Below are 17,076 nucleotides of genomic sequence, written 5' to 3'. Positions count from 1 at the left end.
CAGCTATCTGACCGGCAGCACGTCGGCGACCAGCCAGTCGCTGCCCCGCTTGGTCAGCGTCACCCGCAGCGCCGGCGCCGCCTGACTGGGCGGCTGCCCCGGGGTGTTCTGGGTGACCCGCAGGATCACCGCCACACTTGCCGCCGCCGGCCCGAGGGCCTCGACCCCGGCCGACACCGTGGTGGCCTGCGCCGTGACGTTGTGCTGGGCCAGATCGGCGCTGGACTTGCTGTACTGCTCCTTGAACGCGGCCGCGTGCTCCGGGACGATCATCGCCGTGGCCCGGTCGATGGAGCCGGTCGGTGCGGTGGGGCTGAACGACGCCATCGCCTCCGCCATGCCGGTGGCGACCGTCACGACCTGGCGCGAGTCGTTGGTGAAGTCGTTGTCCGTCCGCGTCCAGTGCGTGTAGCCGGTGGCCACCGCCGCGGCCAGCGCCGCCGTGCACAGCAGCACGACCGCCAACCGCAGGCCCGGGGCGTCGTCGTCGGTGCCGACGCTGACCGAATCGCGGCGCAGCAGCCAGAAGTTGACCAGCACGCCTTCGACGATCAGCAGGATCAGCACCGAGCACGCCGACACCCACCACAGCGGCCAGCCGAGCACCAGGCCGATGGCCAGCAGGGCCGCGATGGCGGCCAGCGGGGCCAGGATGTCGAAGGCGAACAGCCGCCAGACGTTCCTCATCGGATCGACCCCAATCCGGAGATCATCTGCTTGCCGTCCACGTTCGAGACGTCCAGCCGCAGGTTCCAGTGCACCGTTTGCGGCTTGGCTCCGACGTTTTCGCTGACCGAGGTGGCGATCACCATCACCGAGTCGGTGCGGCTGGCGAACGGCGGCAGCTTGGTGGTGACCACCGGCCTCGAGACGCCGGGCTGGGTGTCCAGATCGTGGTGCACGGTCTCGACCGCCACCGCCTCGATCCGGCCGGCGCTCTTGGACTGCAGCTTCTCCACGACCGCCTTGTAGGGCTGCACGGCGGCGTCGAAGTCGGTGTTGAGCTCGCCGACCGTCCCGTCGTGCAGCCGCTGCAGGCTGGCATCGACGTTGCCGCTGTTCATGTTGATCAAGACGTTGGCCCAATCCGCGGCGGTCTGCATGGCGCGGCTCAGGTAGCCGCGCTCGGCGACCTGGTCGCGGTGGTCGGACCAGATGATGAAGCCGAGCACCACCGCGGCCACCGACAGCACACCGAGCACCGCGGACGCGATGCCGTAGGGGGAAAAGACGGCGCCGCTTTCGGATTCGACGTCCTCGCCGTGATCGTCGGCGTCGTCGTTCTTGGCGTCGCTCGAGTCGTGGTCGGGGGCGACGTGAACGGAATCTTGTTCGGCAGGTGGTTCGGTTCGCTCGCCCTCGGACATGGCCCGATCGTTGCACCCGGGAAAGATGGAAGGATGGCGGGGTGACGAATACGGCCATCCGCTCGGGCATCGACCTGAGCTTTGTCGACGAAAGCATCCGCCCCCAAGACGACCTGTTCGGCCACGTCAACGGCCGCTGGCTGGCCGAATACGAGATACCGGCGGACCGGGCCACCGACGGCGCCTTCCGCCACCTCTATGACCGCGCCGAGGAACAGGTGCGCGACCTGATCGTGGAGGCCAGCCAGCAGGGTTCGGCCGCCGCCGACGACGACGCGCAGCGCATCGGCGACCTGTACGCCAGCTTCCTCGACGAGGACACCGTGCAGCGTCGCGGCGTGCGGCCGCTGCTCGACGAGATGAGCGTGATCGACGACGCCGCCGATGCCGACGCGCTGGCCCGGGCGATCGGCACGCTGCAGCGCACCGGCGCGGGCGGCGGCGTCGGGGTGTACGTGGACACCGACGCCAAGAACTCGGCCCGCTACCTGGTGCACTTCACCCAGTCCGGCCTCGGGCTGCCCGACGAGTCCTACTACCGCGAGGAGCGGCACGCCGAGGTGCTGGAGGCCTACCCCGCGCACATCGCGCGGATGTTCGGCCTGGTGTTCGGCGGCGACTCCGAAGCCCATGTCCAGACCGCCGACCGCATCGTCGCGCTGGAGACCAGGCTGGCCGAGGCGCACTGGGATGTGGTGAAGCGCCGCGATGCCGACCTCACCTACAACCTGCGCACGTTCGCCGAGCTTCGCGACGAGTCGGTGGGCTTCGACTGGCCCGGCTGGGCCGGCGCACTCGGCACCAACCCCGAGGCGCTTGCGGAAGTGATTGTGCGCCAACCCGATTACCTGCGCACCTTCGCCGAGTTGTGGCGCAGCGAGGACCTCGAGGTGTGGAAGAGCTGGGCGCGGTGGCGGCTGATCCGCGCGCGGGCCGCCTGGCTGACCGACGAGCTGGTGTCCGCGGACTTCGACTTCTACGGCCGCCGGCTCACCGGCACCGAGCAGATCCGGGACCGGTGGAAGCGCGCGGTGTCGCTGGTGGAGAACCTGATGGGCGACGCTGTCGGAAAGCTATACGTGCAGCGGCATTTCCCGCCCGGCGCGAAGGCCCGCATCGACGAGCTGGTCGCGAACCTGCGGGCGGCGTACCGGATGAGCATCAGCGACCTGGAGTGGATGACACCGCAGACGCGGGAGCGGGCCCTGGCCAAGCTGGACAAGTTCACCGCCAAGGTCGGCTACCCGTCCAAGTGGCGTGACTACTCCTCGCTGGTGATCGACCGCGAGGATCTGTACGGCAACTACCAGCGCGGGTACGCGGTCAATCACGACCGTGAGCTGGCCAAGCTCGGTGGGCCGGTGGACAAAGACGAGTGGTTCATGACGCCGCAGACGGTCAACGCCTACTACAACCCGGGGATGAACGAAATCGTGTTCCCCGCAGCGATTTTGCAGCCGCCGTTCTTCGATGCCGAGGCCGACGACGCGGCCAACTACGGCGGCATCGGCGCGGTGATCGGGCACGAGATCGGCCACGGCTTCGACGACCAGGGCGCCAAGTACGACGGCGACGGCAACCTGGTCGACTGGTGGACCGACGCCGACCGGACCGAATTCGGCGCCCGCACAAAGGCTCTCATCGAGCAGTACGACGCCTACACGCCGCGCGGCCTGACCGGCGACCATCACGTCAACGGCGCCTTCACCGTCGGGGAGAACATCGGCGACCTGGGTGGCTTGTCGATCGCACTGCTGGCCTACCAGTTGTCGCTGAACGGGCAGCCCGCGCCGGTGATCGACGGCCTCACCGGCGTGCAGCGTGTGTTCTACGGCTGGGCCCAGGTGTGGCGCACCAAATCCCGTGAGGCCGAGGCGATCCGGCGCCTTGCGGTGGACCCGCACTCGCCGCCGGAGTTCCGGTGCAACGGCGTGCTGCGCAACATGGACGCGTTCTACGACGCCTTCGACGGCGCGGACTCCGGTGCGTTGTTCCTGGAGCCGGGCAGCCGGGTCAAGATCTGGAACTGACGCCCACCGGCGCGGGCTCGATCCGCGCGGGCACGTGCTTGTGCCACGGCGTGCCTGCGTACGGATCGCGCCATTCGGTCGAGGTGAGCACGTTCGGGGCGACGCCCGGGGTGACCGTGCGTCCCTCGTCGTCGACGTAATCGAGCCCAAAACCGTTGGGCAGGGCGGCATGTCCGGCCATCATCGTCTCGGTGATCTCGATGGTGGCCTCGGCGCTACCGGCCGCGGTGCTGATCCGCGCCCGGCCCCCGGCGACCAGGCCGAGGGTCTGGGCGTCCTCGACGCTGACCCGCAGCGCGCCCTCGGCGTCGCGTTTGCGCCACGTCGGGTCGCGGAAAATGTCGTTGGCGGTGTAGGCGCGCCGCTCCCCCACCGACAGCACGATCGGGAATTCCGGCGTGGTGAGCCGGGGTGGAATCCGGGACAGCGTCTTCAATTCGTCGAGCATCGACGGGATTTCCAGCGCGATCTTGTGGTCGGAGTGGCTGATCAGCGCGAAGTCGTCCTCGTAGTCGTGCACGGTGAACGTCACCCCCGACGGGGTGTCCAGGATCGCGTCGAACAGGGCGTTGCCGTCGGCGTGCCCGGCGCGCCGCACCGCGTCCGGATAGCTCATGGCGGTCTTTTGGGCAAGGCCCCACAGCGCGGCCGCGCCGCGTAGCCCTTCCGGCAGGGTCGGCCCGAGGGTTTCGTAGAGCACGTACGGAAGCAGTTGCGCCACTGTGGGATTGGCTGTGGCCGCGAGAAACGCCTCGGTGTAGGCCTGCCGGCCGTTTCGGGCGGCGTCGTGCAGCGGCGCCAGGTCCGCGTCGTCCAGCACGCCGAGCGCCCGCACCAGGCGGGCCCAGATTTCGGGCTCGGCCAAAGTTCCCGGCAGGGGCTCCATCAACGGGCGGCGCAAATGAAAGGTGTTGCGCGGGAATTCCAGGTTGAAGAAGGTGGCTTCCGGTTTCTCGAATTGGGACGCGGCGGGCAGCACGTAGTGCGCCAGCCTGGCGGTCTCGGTCATCGCGACGTCGATCACCACCATCAGCTCCAGCGCCTGAAAGGCCTCCCGGCAGGCGGCCGAGTTGGCCAGTGAGTGCGCGGGATTGCTGCTTTCCACGATCATGGCGCGGAAGCGGTCCGGGTGGTCGGTCAGGATTTCCTCGGGCACCACATTGCTGGGCACCAGCCCGGAAATGATCGGGGCACCGGTGACCGGGGTGCGGCCGGAGAACTGGCCGAACAGCGGGGCGAACGACGAATGCAGGTGCTGGCCACCCTTTTTCGCGAAGTTGCCGGTGAGGATCCACAGCAGCTTGTTCAGATAGGAGCACAGCGTGCTGTTGGGTGCTTGCTGCACGCCGAGGTCCTCGAACACCGAGACGCTGGCGGCCATGCCGATGCGCCGCGCCGCCGCGCGCAGTTGTTCCTGGTCGACTCCGCAATGCTGGGCGTAGTCGGCCACCGGAACCTCACGCAGCGCGGCGCGCACGGCATCGGCTCCGCGCACATGGTCGTCGAGAAATGTTTCGTCGCACAGGTTTTCCTGGACGAGGATGGCGGCCAGGGCGGCCAGGCACCACGCGTCGGTGCCCGGTCGCACCCGCAGGTGGAAGTCGGACATCTTGGCGGTGTCGGTGACCACCGGATCGATGACGATCATCGAGCGGGCCGGATCCTTGGCGATCTCGTTGAGCACCACCCGGGCTCGCGGAAAGCTCTGCGACATCCACGGGTTCTTGCCGACGAACACCGCGACCTCGGCGTGCTCGAATTCGCCCCTGGTGTGGCCGCCGTAGAGCTGGCCGTCGATCCAGGCCTCGCCGGTTTTCTCCTGCGCCAGCGCATTTGAGCGGTAGCGCGAGCCCAATGCCTTCAAGAAGGCGCCGCTGTACGCCCCGCCCAGGTGGTTGCCCTGCCCGCCGCCGCCGTAGTAGAAGATCTTGTCGCCGCCGTAGCTGTCGCGAATGTGCTTGAATCCCTCGGCGATCTCGACGATCGCCGTGTCCCAGTCGATCTCCTCGTAGCTGCCGTCGGCGCGGCGGCGCAGCGGGGAGGTCAGCCGGGCACCGCTGTTCTGATAGTGGTCCAGCCGCAGCGCCTTGTTGCAGGTATAGCCCTGCGAGGCTGGGTGCGCCTTGTCACCGCGGATGCGGGTCAGGCGGCGGTCGTCGACCTGGACGACGATGCCGCAATTGCATTCGCACAGGATGCACGCGCTGGATTGCCATTCACCGGTCATGGTGGGTTTCCTTTCCGAGCGCCCGGCCTGAGGACGCCGCCGCGAGCAGGTCGCGCAGCTGGCGGTGGACGACGTCGAGGGGCATCAGGTCACGTCGCACCCGCGCGAGCACGATCGCACCCTCGAGGGAGGAGGTGGCCAGCACCGCCAATTCGCGGGCCCGCTCCGGCGCGATGCCGTCGGCGATGAACCGCGCCGCGATCAGGTCCGTCCATCGGTCGAAGACCGCCGCGGCGCGCTCGATCACCATGCGCTCGGCGTCATGCTGCTCGCCCGCTTCGACGGAAACCGCCACGATGGGGCAGCCCGCGCGAAAGTCGCTGTCGAGGAGCTGGCGGCGGTACTTGTCGATCAGCGTGTCCAGCAGTTGCAGGCCGTCGTCGGCGCCGGCGATGACGGCGGCGACGTGCTCTCCGGCGTAGTCGACCGCCTCGCAGAGCAGCTGGGTGCGCCCGCCGGGAAAGTAGTGGTAGGCCGAGCCGCGCGGCGCGCCGCTGTGCTCGAGCACGTCGGAGATCGCGGTGGCGTGCGCCCCCCGCTCCCGGATCAGCAGCGCGGCGGAAACGACCATCCGCTCGCGTGGACCACGCATCGCAGCTCCTCAGAATGACGACTTATGTATGATGCTATACATAACTCGCCCGTCAGCGGAAGCCTCGCCGCCGCTACCGCGGCCTCAGACGCGTAATCGCCCATCCCCGAGCGGAGATGGGCGATTACGCGCGTGAGCGAGGGTTAGTTGATCCAGTCGGCGGATCCGTCGTTCTTCTTGTAGTTGCCACCGCTGGAGTTCTTCACCACGATCGGGTCACCCGGACCGAAGTTGTCGAAGAACCACTTGGCGTTGGCCGGGCTGATGTTGATGCAGCCGTGGCTGACGTCGCGCTTGCCCTGGTCATCCACCGACCACGGCGCGCTGTGCACGTAGTCGCCGACGTTGTCGAAGCGGACCGCGTCCTCCACCGTCACCTTGTAGCCATAGGTCGAGTTGACCGGGACCCCGTAGGTCGAGGAGTCCATCACCACCGACGCCTTCTTGTCCTGCACGTAGTAGGTGCCGTTGGGGGTTTGGTGATTGCCCGAGGTCATGCCCATCGACATCGGGAAGGTCTTCTCCACGGTGCCGTTGCGGGTGACGGTCAGCTGATGGGTCGCGTCGTCGGCCGTCGCGATCAGCGAGTCGCCGGTCTGAAAGGTGGACACGGTGCCGCCGGCGTCGACGGTGACCGCGGTGTGCGCGGGCCAGAAATTGATTGGGCGCCACCGCAACTGGGTCGGGGTCATCCAGTAGAACTTGCCCGGCACCGGCGGCACCGACGAGACGTGCACGGCGCCGATCGCCGCGTCGGCGTTCTCGACCGTTCCGGGGAAGTTGATGATGATCGGCTGGGCCACGCCCACGGTCGAGCCGCCCTTGGGGACGAACGACGGCGGCCCGAACGGCGCGGTGCCGGTGAACGGCGTGTTGTTCTGCCCATCGGCCGGGCCCGCGGCGGGTTGCGCACCCGGCGGAACCCACGGCGGCGGGGCGAGCGGGTTGGGCGGCGGCGGGGCTGCCAGCGGGTCGGCCGGTGGCGGGGGCGCCAACGGGTCCGGTGGCGGCGGCGGTGCGGGCGGGGCGGCGACCGCGCCCGGGTCGGCGGGTGCCGGGTCCGGGTCCGCCAGTGCGGGAGCCGCGCTCAGCACCAGCACCAAGCCCATGACGGACGCCACGCCGGCGGCGTTCAGAGCGGCGAAGAGGCCCTTCAAGGTAGCGGCCCTCGTCCAGCCCGACATATGCATACCTCCACTCGAGTTCTCGACACAGTGTGGCACAAGGGCCTTGCCAGCTACCGTCACCGCGGGCCGCCCGCGCCCCGGAAAGGGCGTCGATTGCGCTGTTGACCTGGGCCGCTATGAATTGGGTGAGCTTGTCGGAGCAACGTCGAGCATCCGGCGGTTGGCCACGATGCCGACGAGCGCGACGGCCATCAGGGCCGCCGATGCGGTCAGCATCAGCGTGACGCTGCGCTCGTAGAACAGGCCGCCGGCCAGCGAGCCGGCCATGATGCCGACCTGGAAGGCGGTCACATAGAGCCCCGACGCCCCGTCGGGGTCGTCGGCCCCGTTGCGCATCGCGGCGGACTGCATCATCGGGGAGACCGCGGTGGCCATCGCCCCCCACAGCACGATGGCCGCGGTCCCGATCAGCGCGGTGGCCACCCCGCTCCTGCCGCCGAGCGCCAGCCCGGTCAGCACGACGAAGGCCGACGTCAGCCCGGTGATGCACAGGATGATGGCGCCCTTGGGCCGGTGGTCCAGCGGCCGCGCCACCAGCGGCAACGACAGCAGCCCGGCTAGGCCGTAGGCGGCCAGCACGAAGGCGAGGTTGGGGCCGCGCACGCCGAGGACGTTGCGGATCAGCTCGACGATGTAGGTGTAGGACACGAAGTGTCCGGTGACCGCGATCATCGCGAGCACGCTCACCAGGATCAGCCGCGGGTTGCGGTGGTGTCGCGAGCGCGGGCCCACGTGGGCGAGCTGGTCGGAGGTGAGCACCATCTCCGGCAGCATCAGCCGGGCGGCGAGGGTGACGACGGCGGCCGCGACGGTGACGCACACGACGGCAAGGCGCCAGCCCCACATCAGGCTCAGCGCCGCGGTCAGCGGGCTGCCCACCACCAGCGCGAGGCTGGTGCCGACGTAGATCGACATGGTGGCGCGCCCGGCATGGGTCGGCGGCACCAGCCGGGTCGCGATCGGCGCGATGACCGCCCACAGCAGGCCGTGGGTGACCGCGCAGAGCACCCGCCCGGCGGCCAGCACCGCGAAATTGGGTGCCAGCGCCGAGATCACCTGCGAGGCGGTGAGGCAGGTCAGGCTGAGCATCAGCGCGCGGCGCCGCGGCCAGTGCGCGGTCCAGCGCACCAGCGGGAACGTCGTCAGGGCGGCCACGAACGCGTACCAGGTCAACAGCGTCCCCACCGCGAACAGGCTGACATGCAGGTCGCGAGCGATGGCCGGCAGCGCGCCAACGGGCAGGATCTCGGCGGTGACGTAGGTGAAGGCCGCGGCGGCCAGCACAGCCAACTGTGCCGCGATCCGTGGGGTCCACGTTCGCGCGGCAGCGTTGGTTTCGGCAGTCATGGCGTCTGTATCGGCCGGACTACCCACTTCCTGGGTTGTCGCGCCTAATGCGATCACACTGCCTTACCGTACGGACCGCAACTACCCCTCCCCCCGAATCAGGGCCGGGACACGGGTCTCAACTACGTCACCGATGCAGAACGAAATCAGGAACGAACCAGGCGTGCGATGGCCGCTGAGGCCTCGGCGAGCTTGTTGTCGGCCTCGTCGCCACCCTCGGCGACCGCGCGGGTGACGCAGTGGTTCAGGTGCTCGTCGAGCAGGTTCAGGGCGACCGACCGCAGGGCGCTGTTGACCGCGCTGACCTGGGTGAGGACGTCGATGCAGTACTTGTCTTCCTCGATCATCCGGGCGATGCCACGCACCTGTCCCTCGATGCGCCGCAGCCGCTTGGCGTAGTTGTCCTTCTGCTGCGAGTACCCGTGGTCGTTCGTCATCTGTCTCCCCTGCCCATTCGCCCGCCGTGCGGCGGCATCACGCCGAACTCCAGCTTATACCCCGTCGGGGTATCACCCCGGAAATGGGCATCGGGACTGGCCAGCGCATACTTGAACAATGCCCACCACCGATCCGGCCGCAGGTGCCGACATCAAGCCGCGTAGTCGTGACGTCACCGACGGCCTGGAGAAAGCCGCCGCCAGGGGCATGCTGCGGGCCGTAGGCATGGGTGACGACGACTTCGCCAAGCCGCAGATCGGCGTCGCGTCGTCGTGGAACGAGATCACCCCGTGCAACCTCTCGCTGGACCGGCTCGCCAAGGCGGTCAAGGAGGGCGTGTTCTCGGCCGGCGGTTACCCGCTGGAGTTCGGCACCATCTCGGTGTCCGACGGCATCTCGATGGGCCACGAGGGGATGCACTTCTCGCTGGTGTCGCGCGAGGTGATCGCCGACAGCGTCGAGACGGTGATGCAGGCCGAACGCCTGGACGGCTCGGTGCTGCTGGCCGGCTGCGACAAGTCGCTGCCCGGGATGCTGATGGCCGCCGCCCGGCTGAACCTGGCCTCGGTGTTCCTGTATGCCGGCTCGATCCTGCCCGGGGTCGCCAAGCTGTCCGACGGCAGCGAGCGCGAGGTCACCATCATCGACGCGTTCGAGGCGGTGGGCGCCTGCGCCCGCGGCCTGATGCCCCGCGAGGACGTCGACGCCATCGAGCGCGCGATCTGTCCCGGCGAGGGCGCGTGCGGCGGCATGTACACCGCCAACACGATGGCCAGCGCCGCCGAGGCGCTCGGGATGTCGCTGCCGGGCAGCGCGGCGCCGCCGGCGACCGACCGCCGCCGCGACGGGTTCGCGCGGCGCAGCGGTGCGGCCGTCGTCGAACTGCTGCGCCGCGGCATCACGGCGCGCGACATCCTCACCAAGGAGGCGTTCGAGAACGCGATCGCGGTGGTGATGGCGTTCGGAGGCTCGACCAACGCGGTGCTGCACCTGCTGGCCATCGCCCACGAGGCCGACGTCGCCCTGTCGCTCGACGACTTCAGCCGGATCGGGTCGAAGGTCCCGCACCTGGCCGACGTCAAGCCGTTCGGCCGCCACGTGATGTCCCACGTCGACCACATCGGCGGGGTGCCGGTGGTGATGAAGGCGCTGCTGGATGCCGGGCTGCTGCGCGGCGACTGCCTGACGGTGACCGGTGCGACGGTGGCCGAGAACCTCGCGGAGATCGCCCCGCCCGACCCGGACGGCAAGGTGCTGCGCGCCCTGAGCAATCCCATTCACCCGACCGGCGGCATCACCATCCTGCGCGGATCGCTGGCGCCCGAGGGCGCGGTGGTCAAGTCGGCGGGCTTCGACTCCGATGTGTTCGAGGGCACCGCAAGGGTTTTCAACGGGGAGCGGGCCGCGCTCGACGCGTTGGAGGACGGCACCATCACCAAGGGCGACGCGGTGGTGATCCGCTACGAAGGACCCAAAGGTGGCCCCGGCATGCGCGAAATGCTGGCCATCACCGGGGCCATCAAGGGCGCCGGCCTGGGCAAAGACGTGCTGCTGCTGACGGACGGCCGATTCTCTGGCGGGACCACCGGCCTGTGCGTCGGCCACATCGCGCCCGAGGCGGTCGACGCCGGTCCGATCGCGTTCCTGCGCGACGGCGACCGGATCCGCCTGGACGTGGCCAACCATGTGCTCGACGTCCTGGCCGATCCGGCCGAATTCGAGTCTCGGCGAAAGGATTTCACTCCGCCGGAGCCGCGCTACAAGACGGGCGTGCTGGCCAAGTACGTGAAGCTGGTCAGCTCCGCCGCCATCGGCGCAGTCTGCGGTTGATCACCGTCCCGGGCCTTGCTGATCGGCCCGGGGCGGGCGAACCGCCTTGCGACCTAACCTAGTTCGCGATCAGGCGTGGGTACCCGTCGCGCGGGTGCGCATGCCGAAGTAGGTCGCGTTGAAGCCCAGGAACGCCAACAACGCACCCGCCACGACATTCGACCAGGTCATGCCGGCGGTCATCACGACGCCCGGCAGGATCCACGTCGAGACGATGACCCACACGCCCAGCACCGGCAGCGTCCAGGTCATGCCGTGCGCGCGATCCAGCGTCGTCGCGAACCCGTAAGCCAGGAACGCCGCCGCGATCCCGACGATCAGGTCGGACGTGGCAAGCGATGCCGTGGCATTGAATCCGACGATCCACGGCGATGCGGCCACGTACAGGCCCGTCAGCAGGGCCAGGCCGAACGTGACATGCGCGCTCATCGACTCCGCCACGCGCTCGTAACGCGCACGTAGAGCCAACAAATCGGGGTGGTGATCGATTGATGAATGGACTGTACTCATTTTGTGACCTTTCTGTTATGCGGCAAGCCTTTTGAGCGTTGTCGCACCCATCCATCTGTCGTCAAGATTACGCCCGCACGCGGCTGGCCAGCAACGAAAACGGCAGCCCGGCGGCGCTGCCCGGCGTGGCCGGATGGACAACGCGCGTAACGTCTTAGGCCATGGATATCGCGGACCGGCTGCGGCTGGACGTTCCGGTCGGGCAGGCCGGCATGGGCGGCGGGCTGGCGGGCGCGGAATTGGCAGGCGCGGTCGCCCGGGCGGGCGGCCTGGGCACGCTGGGCATCGACACACCCCAGCGGCTACGAACGTCGATCGAGCGGGTGCGCGCGCACGCGCCGGACCGGGCGGTCGCGGTAAACCTGTTGATGCCCTTCGTTCATCGCCGGCACGTCGCGGTCTGCGTCGACGCGCGGGTGGAGGCCGTCGTGCTGGCGTTCGGCGAAAAGCGCGGCCTCGTCGAGCACCTGCGCGATGCCGGGATCTTCGTCTTCGTGATGGTGGGCACCGACACGCAGGCGCGTGCCGCGATCGCCGCGGGCGCCGACGCTTTGATCGCCCAGGGACGCGAGGCGGGCGGGCATCTGGTGGGAATCATGGCGGCGCTGGACTTCTTGCCGCGCGCCCTCGCCGCGGCCGGCGGCCGTCCGGTGTTCGTGGCCGGTGGCATCGCCACCGCCGCCGACACGCGCGCGGCGCTGGACGCCGGCGCGAGCGGTGTCGTCGCGGGCACGAGATTCCTGCTGACCCACGAGGCCAACGCGAATCGGGCTTACCAGCAGCGAATCCTGCGGGCGGACAAGACCATCGAAACCAACCTGTTCGGCCTGAGCTGGCCGCTGCGCCACCGTGTGGTGCCCAACGCGGCCACCCGCCGGTGGTGCGGCGCGGACGGCAAGGCCAAGGCGCTGCCCGCGGTCCTCAACGCGGCCAGCCGCCCGCTGTCGGTGCTGGGTTACTTCGACGCGGGACCGCTGATGCGCCTGCAGTCGCCCGCGCTCCCGTTCTTCACACCGCTGGCGCCGGTGGCCGGCGTGCCCGACTCCTGGTTGGACAGCGCGGCCCTGTATGCCGGCGAAACCGCCTTGCGGATAGGCGAACTCACGTCCGCCGAGCGGGCCGTCGCCGACCTCGCACCCCGCTGAGGCCTACCGCACCACCGCGAACGCGAAGCCGTCCCACCGCTTGGCGCCCACCGTCTGCAGCACCGCGGTGTCCAGCCGCGGGTGCTCGCCCATCGCCTGCAGCGTTTTACGCACCGCCTGCGCTTGGGCATTGGATCCCGGGTCGAGGATCTGCCCCTCGCGAATCACGTTGTCCGCCACGATCACCGCGCCGGGGCGGGCCAGTCGCACCGCCCACTCCAGGTACGCGGGGTAGTTCTCCTTATCGGCGTCGATGAAGATGAGATCGAACGGACCGGTCACCGTCGGCAGCGTCTCCAGTGCGGCGCCGACGACCACCTGCACCCGGTCGGCGAGGCCCGCCCGCTGCAGGTTGGTCCGCGCCACCTCGGCGTGCTTGGGCTCGTATTCCAGCGTCACGACTCGTCCTTGGGAGCCGGCGCCGCGCGCCAGCCAGATGGTGCTGAAACCGCCCAACGTGCCGAGCTCGAGGATGCTGCGCGCGCCGATGGCGCCGGCGAGCAGGCTCAGGAACTTTCCTTGCTGCACCGACACCGCGATCGCCGGCAGTCCGGCCGCGTCGCTGGCCGCCAGGGCCGCGCTCAGCGACGGGTCGTCGTCCACCACGGTGTGGTCCAAGAATGCGTCGACGTCTTTGGGGGTTGGGTTCTCGGTCATGAGGCCCACGCTACGACCTGGTCGGTATCGGACCCGCCGCGACTGTTTACGGTATACCCATGGGGGGTATATAGTGAGGGTGCGGTCGACCCGCACCGCGCGAATCACCACAACAGGAAAAGGGTGAATTACATGACAACTTACGAGGCCGGAACCGAGCTGACCTGTGGCCACGAAGGCTGCGGCTGCCGCGTCCGCATCGAGGTCCCCTGCCACTGCTCGGGTTCGGGTGAGCCGTACCGCTGCACGTGCGGCGACGCGCTGACCCCCGTCAAGTAACCCGCCGGGCCGGCCGTGCGTTCGGGCGTAGGTCCGCGTGACTTATCGCCCGAACGTACGACCGGTCAGCTCGACCGCGGCTTCCAGCCGCAACGCGATCGCCGACGCGCCCACCGCGGCCGCATAGGCACCCGGGCGGATCCGCCAACGCTGAGCGCCGCCGTCATAGCCGGCCAGCAGTCGCGGGTCCGCCTCGACGGTCACCCGGCGAGTCGCACCCGGAGCGAGATCCACCCGCTCGAATCCCAGCAGCCGTAAACACGGCTCACCGGCGGCCGCCGTCAGGTACACCTGCGGTACATCGGCCCCGGCCCGGTCGCCGACGTTGACGACATTGAAACTGGCGCTGATGGTTTCACCGCCGTTGACCTGAAGGTCGCGGTAGTCAAACCTGGTGTAGGACAACCCATGACCGAAGGCGAACATCGGGTCATGACGGTGTCGGGCGAACCAGCGATAGCCGACGTCGGCTCCCTCGACGTAGTCGATCGTGGTCGGTGTCCCCCACGGCTCGCCCGCGCCGGGGAGCTGCGGGCGCGGCGTCTGGGCGAGGTCGACGGGGAAGGTGATCGGCAGCCGGCCCGAGGGATTCACCGCCCCGGTGAGGATCTCCGCGATGGCCCGGCCGCCGGCCTGACCCGGAAACCACGCCTGCACAACGGCATTCACCGACCCGCGCCATGGCATCGATACCGGGTTGCCGGTCTGCAGCACCACCACGGTGTTGGGGTTGGCGGCCGCGACCGCCGCGATCAGCTCGTCCTGGCCCCACGGCAGCGAGAGGTCGGCGAGGTCGAAACCCTCGCCCTCCGCGCGGACCGCGACCACGATCGCGACGTCGGCCGCGCGGGCCGCCCGCACCGCCTCGGCCGTGCTGACGCCGGGATCGAACTCGATCTGGGCCCGCGGCAGCAGTTTTCGCAGCTCCTGCAGCGGACTCGACGGCAGCAGGTACAGGTTGCGCATCCCGGCCTCCAGGCCCGAACCGCCGATCGGCACCACGCCGGCGTAACCGCCCGGGGGAACGACCGTGCTCGAACCGTATCCGGCCGGCACACCCACGTGCGCGTAGCCGCCGATGACGGCGATGCGGGTGCCCGACCCGGCCGCCAGCGGCAACAGGCCCCGGTTGGTCAACAACACCGTTCCCTGCCGCGCTACGTCCAGCGCAATCTCGTTGTGCGAGGCGAGGTCCGGTGCCGGCGCCGCGTCGACGCGGTCGACGCCGACGGCGAACATGGATCGCAGGATCCGGCGCACCATGTCCGAAACGCGTTCCTTGGGCAGCCTGCCGTCGGCGTACGCGTCGCGCAGCGGCGCCCCGAAGGACTCGGCCTGCCACAGCAGCGCGTCGATCTGCGCTCCGCATTCCTGATCGAGGCCGGCCAGGGCGCACTGCCAGCTCGGCGTGCCGCCCCAATCCGACATCACCCAGCCGCGGTACCCCCACGCGCCTTTCAGCACGTCGTTGATCAGGACGGCGTTCGCGGCGGCGTAGTCGCCGTTGACCTTGTTGTAGGCGGTCATCACGGCCCCGGGCCGGGCGCGCTCGATCGCCAATTCGAAGGCCAGCAGGTCGGATTCGCGGTGCGCGTCGGAATCGATGACCGCGTCCAGGAAGTGCCGGTTGGTTTCGTTGCAGTTCAGCGAGTAGTGCTTGACCGTCGAGATGACGCCCTGGCCCTGGATGCCCTCCACCGACTCGGCGGCCATCGTGGCGGTCAACAGCGGATCCTCGGAAAGGTACTCGAAATTGCGGCCGTTGCGCGGGTCGCGGGCCAGGTTCATCGCACCGGCGAGCTGCACGTTGAAGCCGCGGCTGCGCGCCTCGCGGCCGATCACCTCGCCCGCGGCCCGGGCCAGCGACGGATTGAAGCTGGCGGCCAGCGCCAGGCCCGCGGGCAGCGCGGTGGCCGTGTCGCCGGCGCGGAAGCCGGGATTGGTGACGCCCAGGCCGGCGTCGCTCATCAACAACGCGGGCACACCGAGACGGGGTACCCCCGGCGCGTATCCCGCGCTCATCGGCGCGTCAGGGGGGATGCGCTCGTCGCGCACCGGCCACATGTCACCGGCGCCCATCACCGAGACCAGCAACGCGAACCGCTCGTCATCGGTCAACCGGGCTTCGACCTCACGCGCCCTTGCGTCGGGGTCGGCGGAGTTCACCGGACGCCCTCTTTGGCGTAGACCACGCGCAGCACGTGCCCCAGTTCCGGTCCCATCACCAGCTCCGTCAGCTCACAGATCGTCGCAACGAACTCGGGGCCGTGCGGCGGCTCGGCCTCGCACAAATGATGCGCCACTTCGTGCAGCACCACCAGCTCGCGCAGCGCCCAGTCGGCGGTGTCCCGATCGGGAACCGCGATAATGCCTGTGCCGTCGTGGTTTTCGTAGTGCGCGGCGCTGGCGGCGCGCCGGCCGCGCACCCGCAGCGGCGAAACACCCGGCCAGCGTTGCCGCACCGCCGGGAGGGCCAGCACGTCGTCCACGTAGCGCTGCGCGGCGGCCACCGAGCCGAATCGCCCCTCGGGCGGCAGCGTCAGCTGGGTGCCGAAGAACTCCACCATCTGCGAGCCGTGCTGGGCGGCGCGGTCGAACAGCGTCCGGACGAACTCCTCGGCCGCATACACCTTGGAGCGTTGAGAATCCCGGCGTGGGGAGTTCCCCGCGGTCACCCGCTCAGCGCGCTCCGCGCCCCGGGGAGTTCTGGGCTGTTGCCCAGCCGCGCCCGCTTGCCGGCCCGGTCTCCGGCGCGCCGCGCCGCCGACGAATATCCGGCCGACGCCCGGCTGGCCTGCCACGTGCCGCGCGCCTTCGAGGCACCGCGGTAATAGTCCACCAGCTCGATCTCCTTGTCCCGCAACGCGATAGCGGTGCCCGGCGATCGGCGGCGGTCGTTGGTGGCCTCCTGCCGGGCCTGGTCGCGGGCCTCGGTCAGCCGTTGACCGACACGCGCGCCGAACGCGAGCTGAAAGTTGAGCCGGGCGGTGATCGTCGGCGTGGGACGATGCGCGCCCGAGGCGAGGTAGGCGTCCGACGCGCGGACCATCTGGACCACCAGGCTGGCGTACAACGCGTGGCTGGCGTCGATGTCCTCGACGAATCCGTAGGCGTACACGAACGTCGAATTCGAGGCCACGTCGCAGCGCACGTCGTTGGCCGCGGCGATCAGCACGAACAGCTGCACGTACGTGCGCAACCCCTTGCTGCCCGCCGCCCCGATGGTGATGGTGCGCTGCGTCGGCGTCTGCGCCGCCGACCGCTGGGCGGAATGCGACCGCGCCACCGCGAGGTCGATGGACGCGGCCGTGGCGAGCCGCTGCGCGGCGGACATGAAGGCGTCGGCCTCGTGGGTGTTGTCGGTGCCCTCGGCCTGACGCAGCAGTGCGGCGATGCGCGCCAGCATCTTGTCGTCACTCAAGGCGCCACTCCTCCTCATCGCTTCGCTCTGCATCGTCGTCGGCGCG

Annotated in this window: 16 protein-coding genes; 4 read left to right on the top strand and 12 right to left on the bottom strand. The window is 69.5% G+C overall.

The window, feature by feature from the left end; genetic code table 11:
- Positions 1-3 precede the first annotated feature (3 nt).
- Together B9D87_RS20585 and B9D87_RS20580 are read right to left on the bottom strand one after the other, a co-directional pair.
- A complete protein-coding gene (locus tag B9D87_RS20585) occupies positions 4-687 on the bottom strand; it encodes a hypothetical protein (RefSeq protein WP_007769124.1) in 684 nt (227 codons plus the stop codon).
- Positions 684-1,367, bottom strand: coding sequence for an Rv1363c family protein (locus tag B9D87_RS20580; protein ID WP_007769126.1), 684 nt, complete (start codon positions 1,365-1,367; stop codon positions 684-686). Before B9D87_RS20580 ends, B9D87_RS20585 begins: the two co-directional genes overlap by 4 nt.
- A 41-nt stretch (positions 1,368-1,408) precedes the next feature.
- On the opposite strand from B9D87_RS20580, the gene B9D87_RS20575 reads away from it, so the two are divergent.
- Positions 1,409-3,397 (top strand): M13 family metallopeptidase, encoded by a 1,989-nt coding sequence (locus B9D87_RS20575; protein WP_007769129.1) that lies wholly within the window; start codon positions 1,409-1,411, stop codon positions 3,395-3,397.
- Here the strand turns inward: B9D87_RS20575 and B9D87_RS20570 are convergent.
- The 5 genes from B9D87_RS20570 to ricR form a co-directional block, all read right to left on the bottom strand.
- The gene (locus tag B9D87_RS20570) at positions 3,381-5,624 is read right to left on the bottom strand and encodes a molybdopterin-dependent oxidoreductase (protein ID WP_007769132.1); all 2,244 of its coding nucleotides are present in this window, start codon (positions 5,622-5,624) and stop codon (positions 3,381-3,383) included. The two genes, B9D87_RS20575 and B9D87_RS20570, sit on opposite strands and share 17 nt — an antisense overlap.
- Positions 5,614-6,216, bottom strand: a complete 603-nt coding sequence (locus B9D87_RS20565) for a TetR/AcrR family transcriptional regulator (RefSeq protein WP_007769136.1) — start codon at positions 6,214-6,216, stop codon at positions 5,614-5,616. Before B9D87_RS20565 ends, B9D87_RS20570 begins: the two co-directional genes overlap by 11 nt.
- A gap of 143 nt (positions 6,217-6,359) precedes the next feature.
- Complete coding sequence (locus tag B9D87_RS20560; protein ID WP_040629436.1) at positions 6,360-7,400, bottom strand: L,D-transpeptidase; 1,041 nt, start codon at positions 7,398-7,400, stop codon at positions 6,360-6,362.
- Positions 7,401-7,517: 117 nt separating this feature from the next.
- Positions 7,518-8,750, bottom strand: a complete 1,233-nt coding sequence (locus tag B9D87_RS20555) for an MFS transporter (RefSeq protein ID WP_040629438.1) — start codon at positions 8,748-8,750, stop codon at positions 7,518-7,520.
- 146 nt (positions 8,751-8,896) lie between these two features.
- A complete protein-coding gene (gene ricR, locus B9D87_RS20550; protein WP_007769144.1) occupies positions 8,897-9,187 on the bottom strand; it encodes a copper-sensing transcriptional repressor RicR in 291 nt (96 codons plus the stop codon).
- Between the two features lie 118 nt (positions 9,188-9,305).
- Between ricR and ilvD the strand changes: the two genes are divergently transcribed.
- On the top strand, positions 9,306-11,018 hold the full coding sequence (ilvD, locus tag B9D87_RS20545) for a dihydroxy-acid dehydratase (RefSeq protein WP_007769146.1): 1,713 nt from the start codon (positions 9,306-9,308) through the stop codon (positions 11,016-11,018).
- 69 nt (positions 11,019-11,087) lie between these two features.
- On the opposite strand, the gene B9D87_RS20540 is transcribed toward ilvD, so the two are convergent.
- Positions 11,088-11,528, bottom strand: a complete 441-nt coding sequence (locus tag B9D87_RS20540; protein WP_044483380.1) for an SPW repeat protein — start codon at positions 11,526-11,528, stop codon at positions 11,088-11,090.
- 161 nt (positions 11,529-11,689) lie between these two features.
- Between B9D87_RS20540 and B9D87_RS20535 the strand changes: the two genes are divergently transcribed.
- Complete coding sequence (locus B9D87_RS20535) at positions 11,690-12,673, top strand: nitronate monooxygenase (protein ID WP_007769153.1); 984 nt, start codon at positions 11,690-11,692, stop codon at positions 12,671-12,673.
- Positions 12,674-12,676: 3 nt separating this feature from the next.
- Here the strand turns inward: B9D87_RS20535 and B9D87_RS20530 are convergent, their stop codons facing one another.
- Complete coding sequence (locus tag B9D87_RS20530; protein WP_007769156.1) at positions 12,677-13,330, bottom strand: O-methyltransferase; 654 nt, start codon at positions 13,328-13,330, stop codon at positions 12,677-12,679.
- A gap of 132 nt (positions 13,331-13,462) precedes the next feature.
- On the opposite strand from B9D87_RS20530, the gene mymT reads away from it, so the two are divergent.
- Positions 13,463-13,609 (top strand): copper-binding metallothionein MymT, encoded by a 147-nt coding sequence (gene mymT, locus B9D87_RS20525; RefSeq protein WP_040629595.1) that lies wholly within the window; start codon positions 13,463-13,465, stop codon positions 13,607-13,609.
- A 42-nt stretch (positions 13,610-13,651) separates the two neighbouring features.
- Here the strand turns inward: mymT and B9D87_RS20520 are convergent, their stop codons facing one another.
- From B9D87_RS20520 to B9D87_RS20510, 3 genes are read right to left on the bottom strand one after another with little or no spacing between them, the layout of a single operon-like run.
- A complete protein-coding gene (locus B9D87_RS20520) occupies positions 13,652-15,775 on the bottom strand; it encodes a beta-glucosidase (RefSeq protein WP_174320871.1) in 2,124 nt (707 codons plus the stop codon).
- Positions 15,772-16,284, bottom strand: coding sequence for a TIGR04338 family metallohydrolase (locus tag B9D87_RS20515; RefSeq protein ID WP_040629444.1), 513 nt, complete (start codon positions 16,282-16,284; stop codon positions 15,772-15,774). Before B9D87_RS20515 ends, B9D87_RS20520 begins: the two co-directional genes overlap by 4 nt.
- Entirely contained in the window at positions 16,281-17,030 is a 750-nt protein-coding gene (locus tag B9D87_RS20510; protein WP_007769164.1) for a DUF2786 domain-containing protein, read from the bottom strand. Before B9D87_RS20510 ends, B9D87_RS20515 begins: the two co-directional genes overlap by 4 nt.
- Between the last annotated feature and the right edge of the window lie 46 nt (positions 17,031-17,076).

The sequence above is a fragment of the Mycobacterium colombiense CECT 3035 genome, from assembly GCF_002105755.1.
GTDB classification, from domain to species: domain Bacteria; phylum Actinomycetota; class Actinomycetes; order Mycobacteriales; family Mycobacteriaceae; genus Mycobacterium; species Mycobacterium colombiense.
The sequence above is the reverse complement of the archived record's forward strand: the minus strand, read 5'-3'. Positions and strand labels throughout refer to the sequence as shown.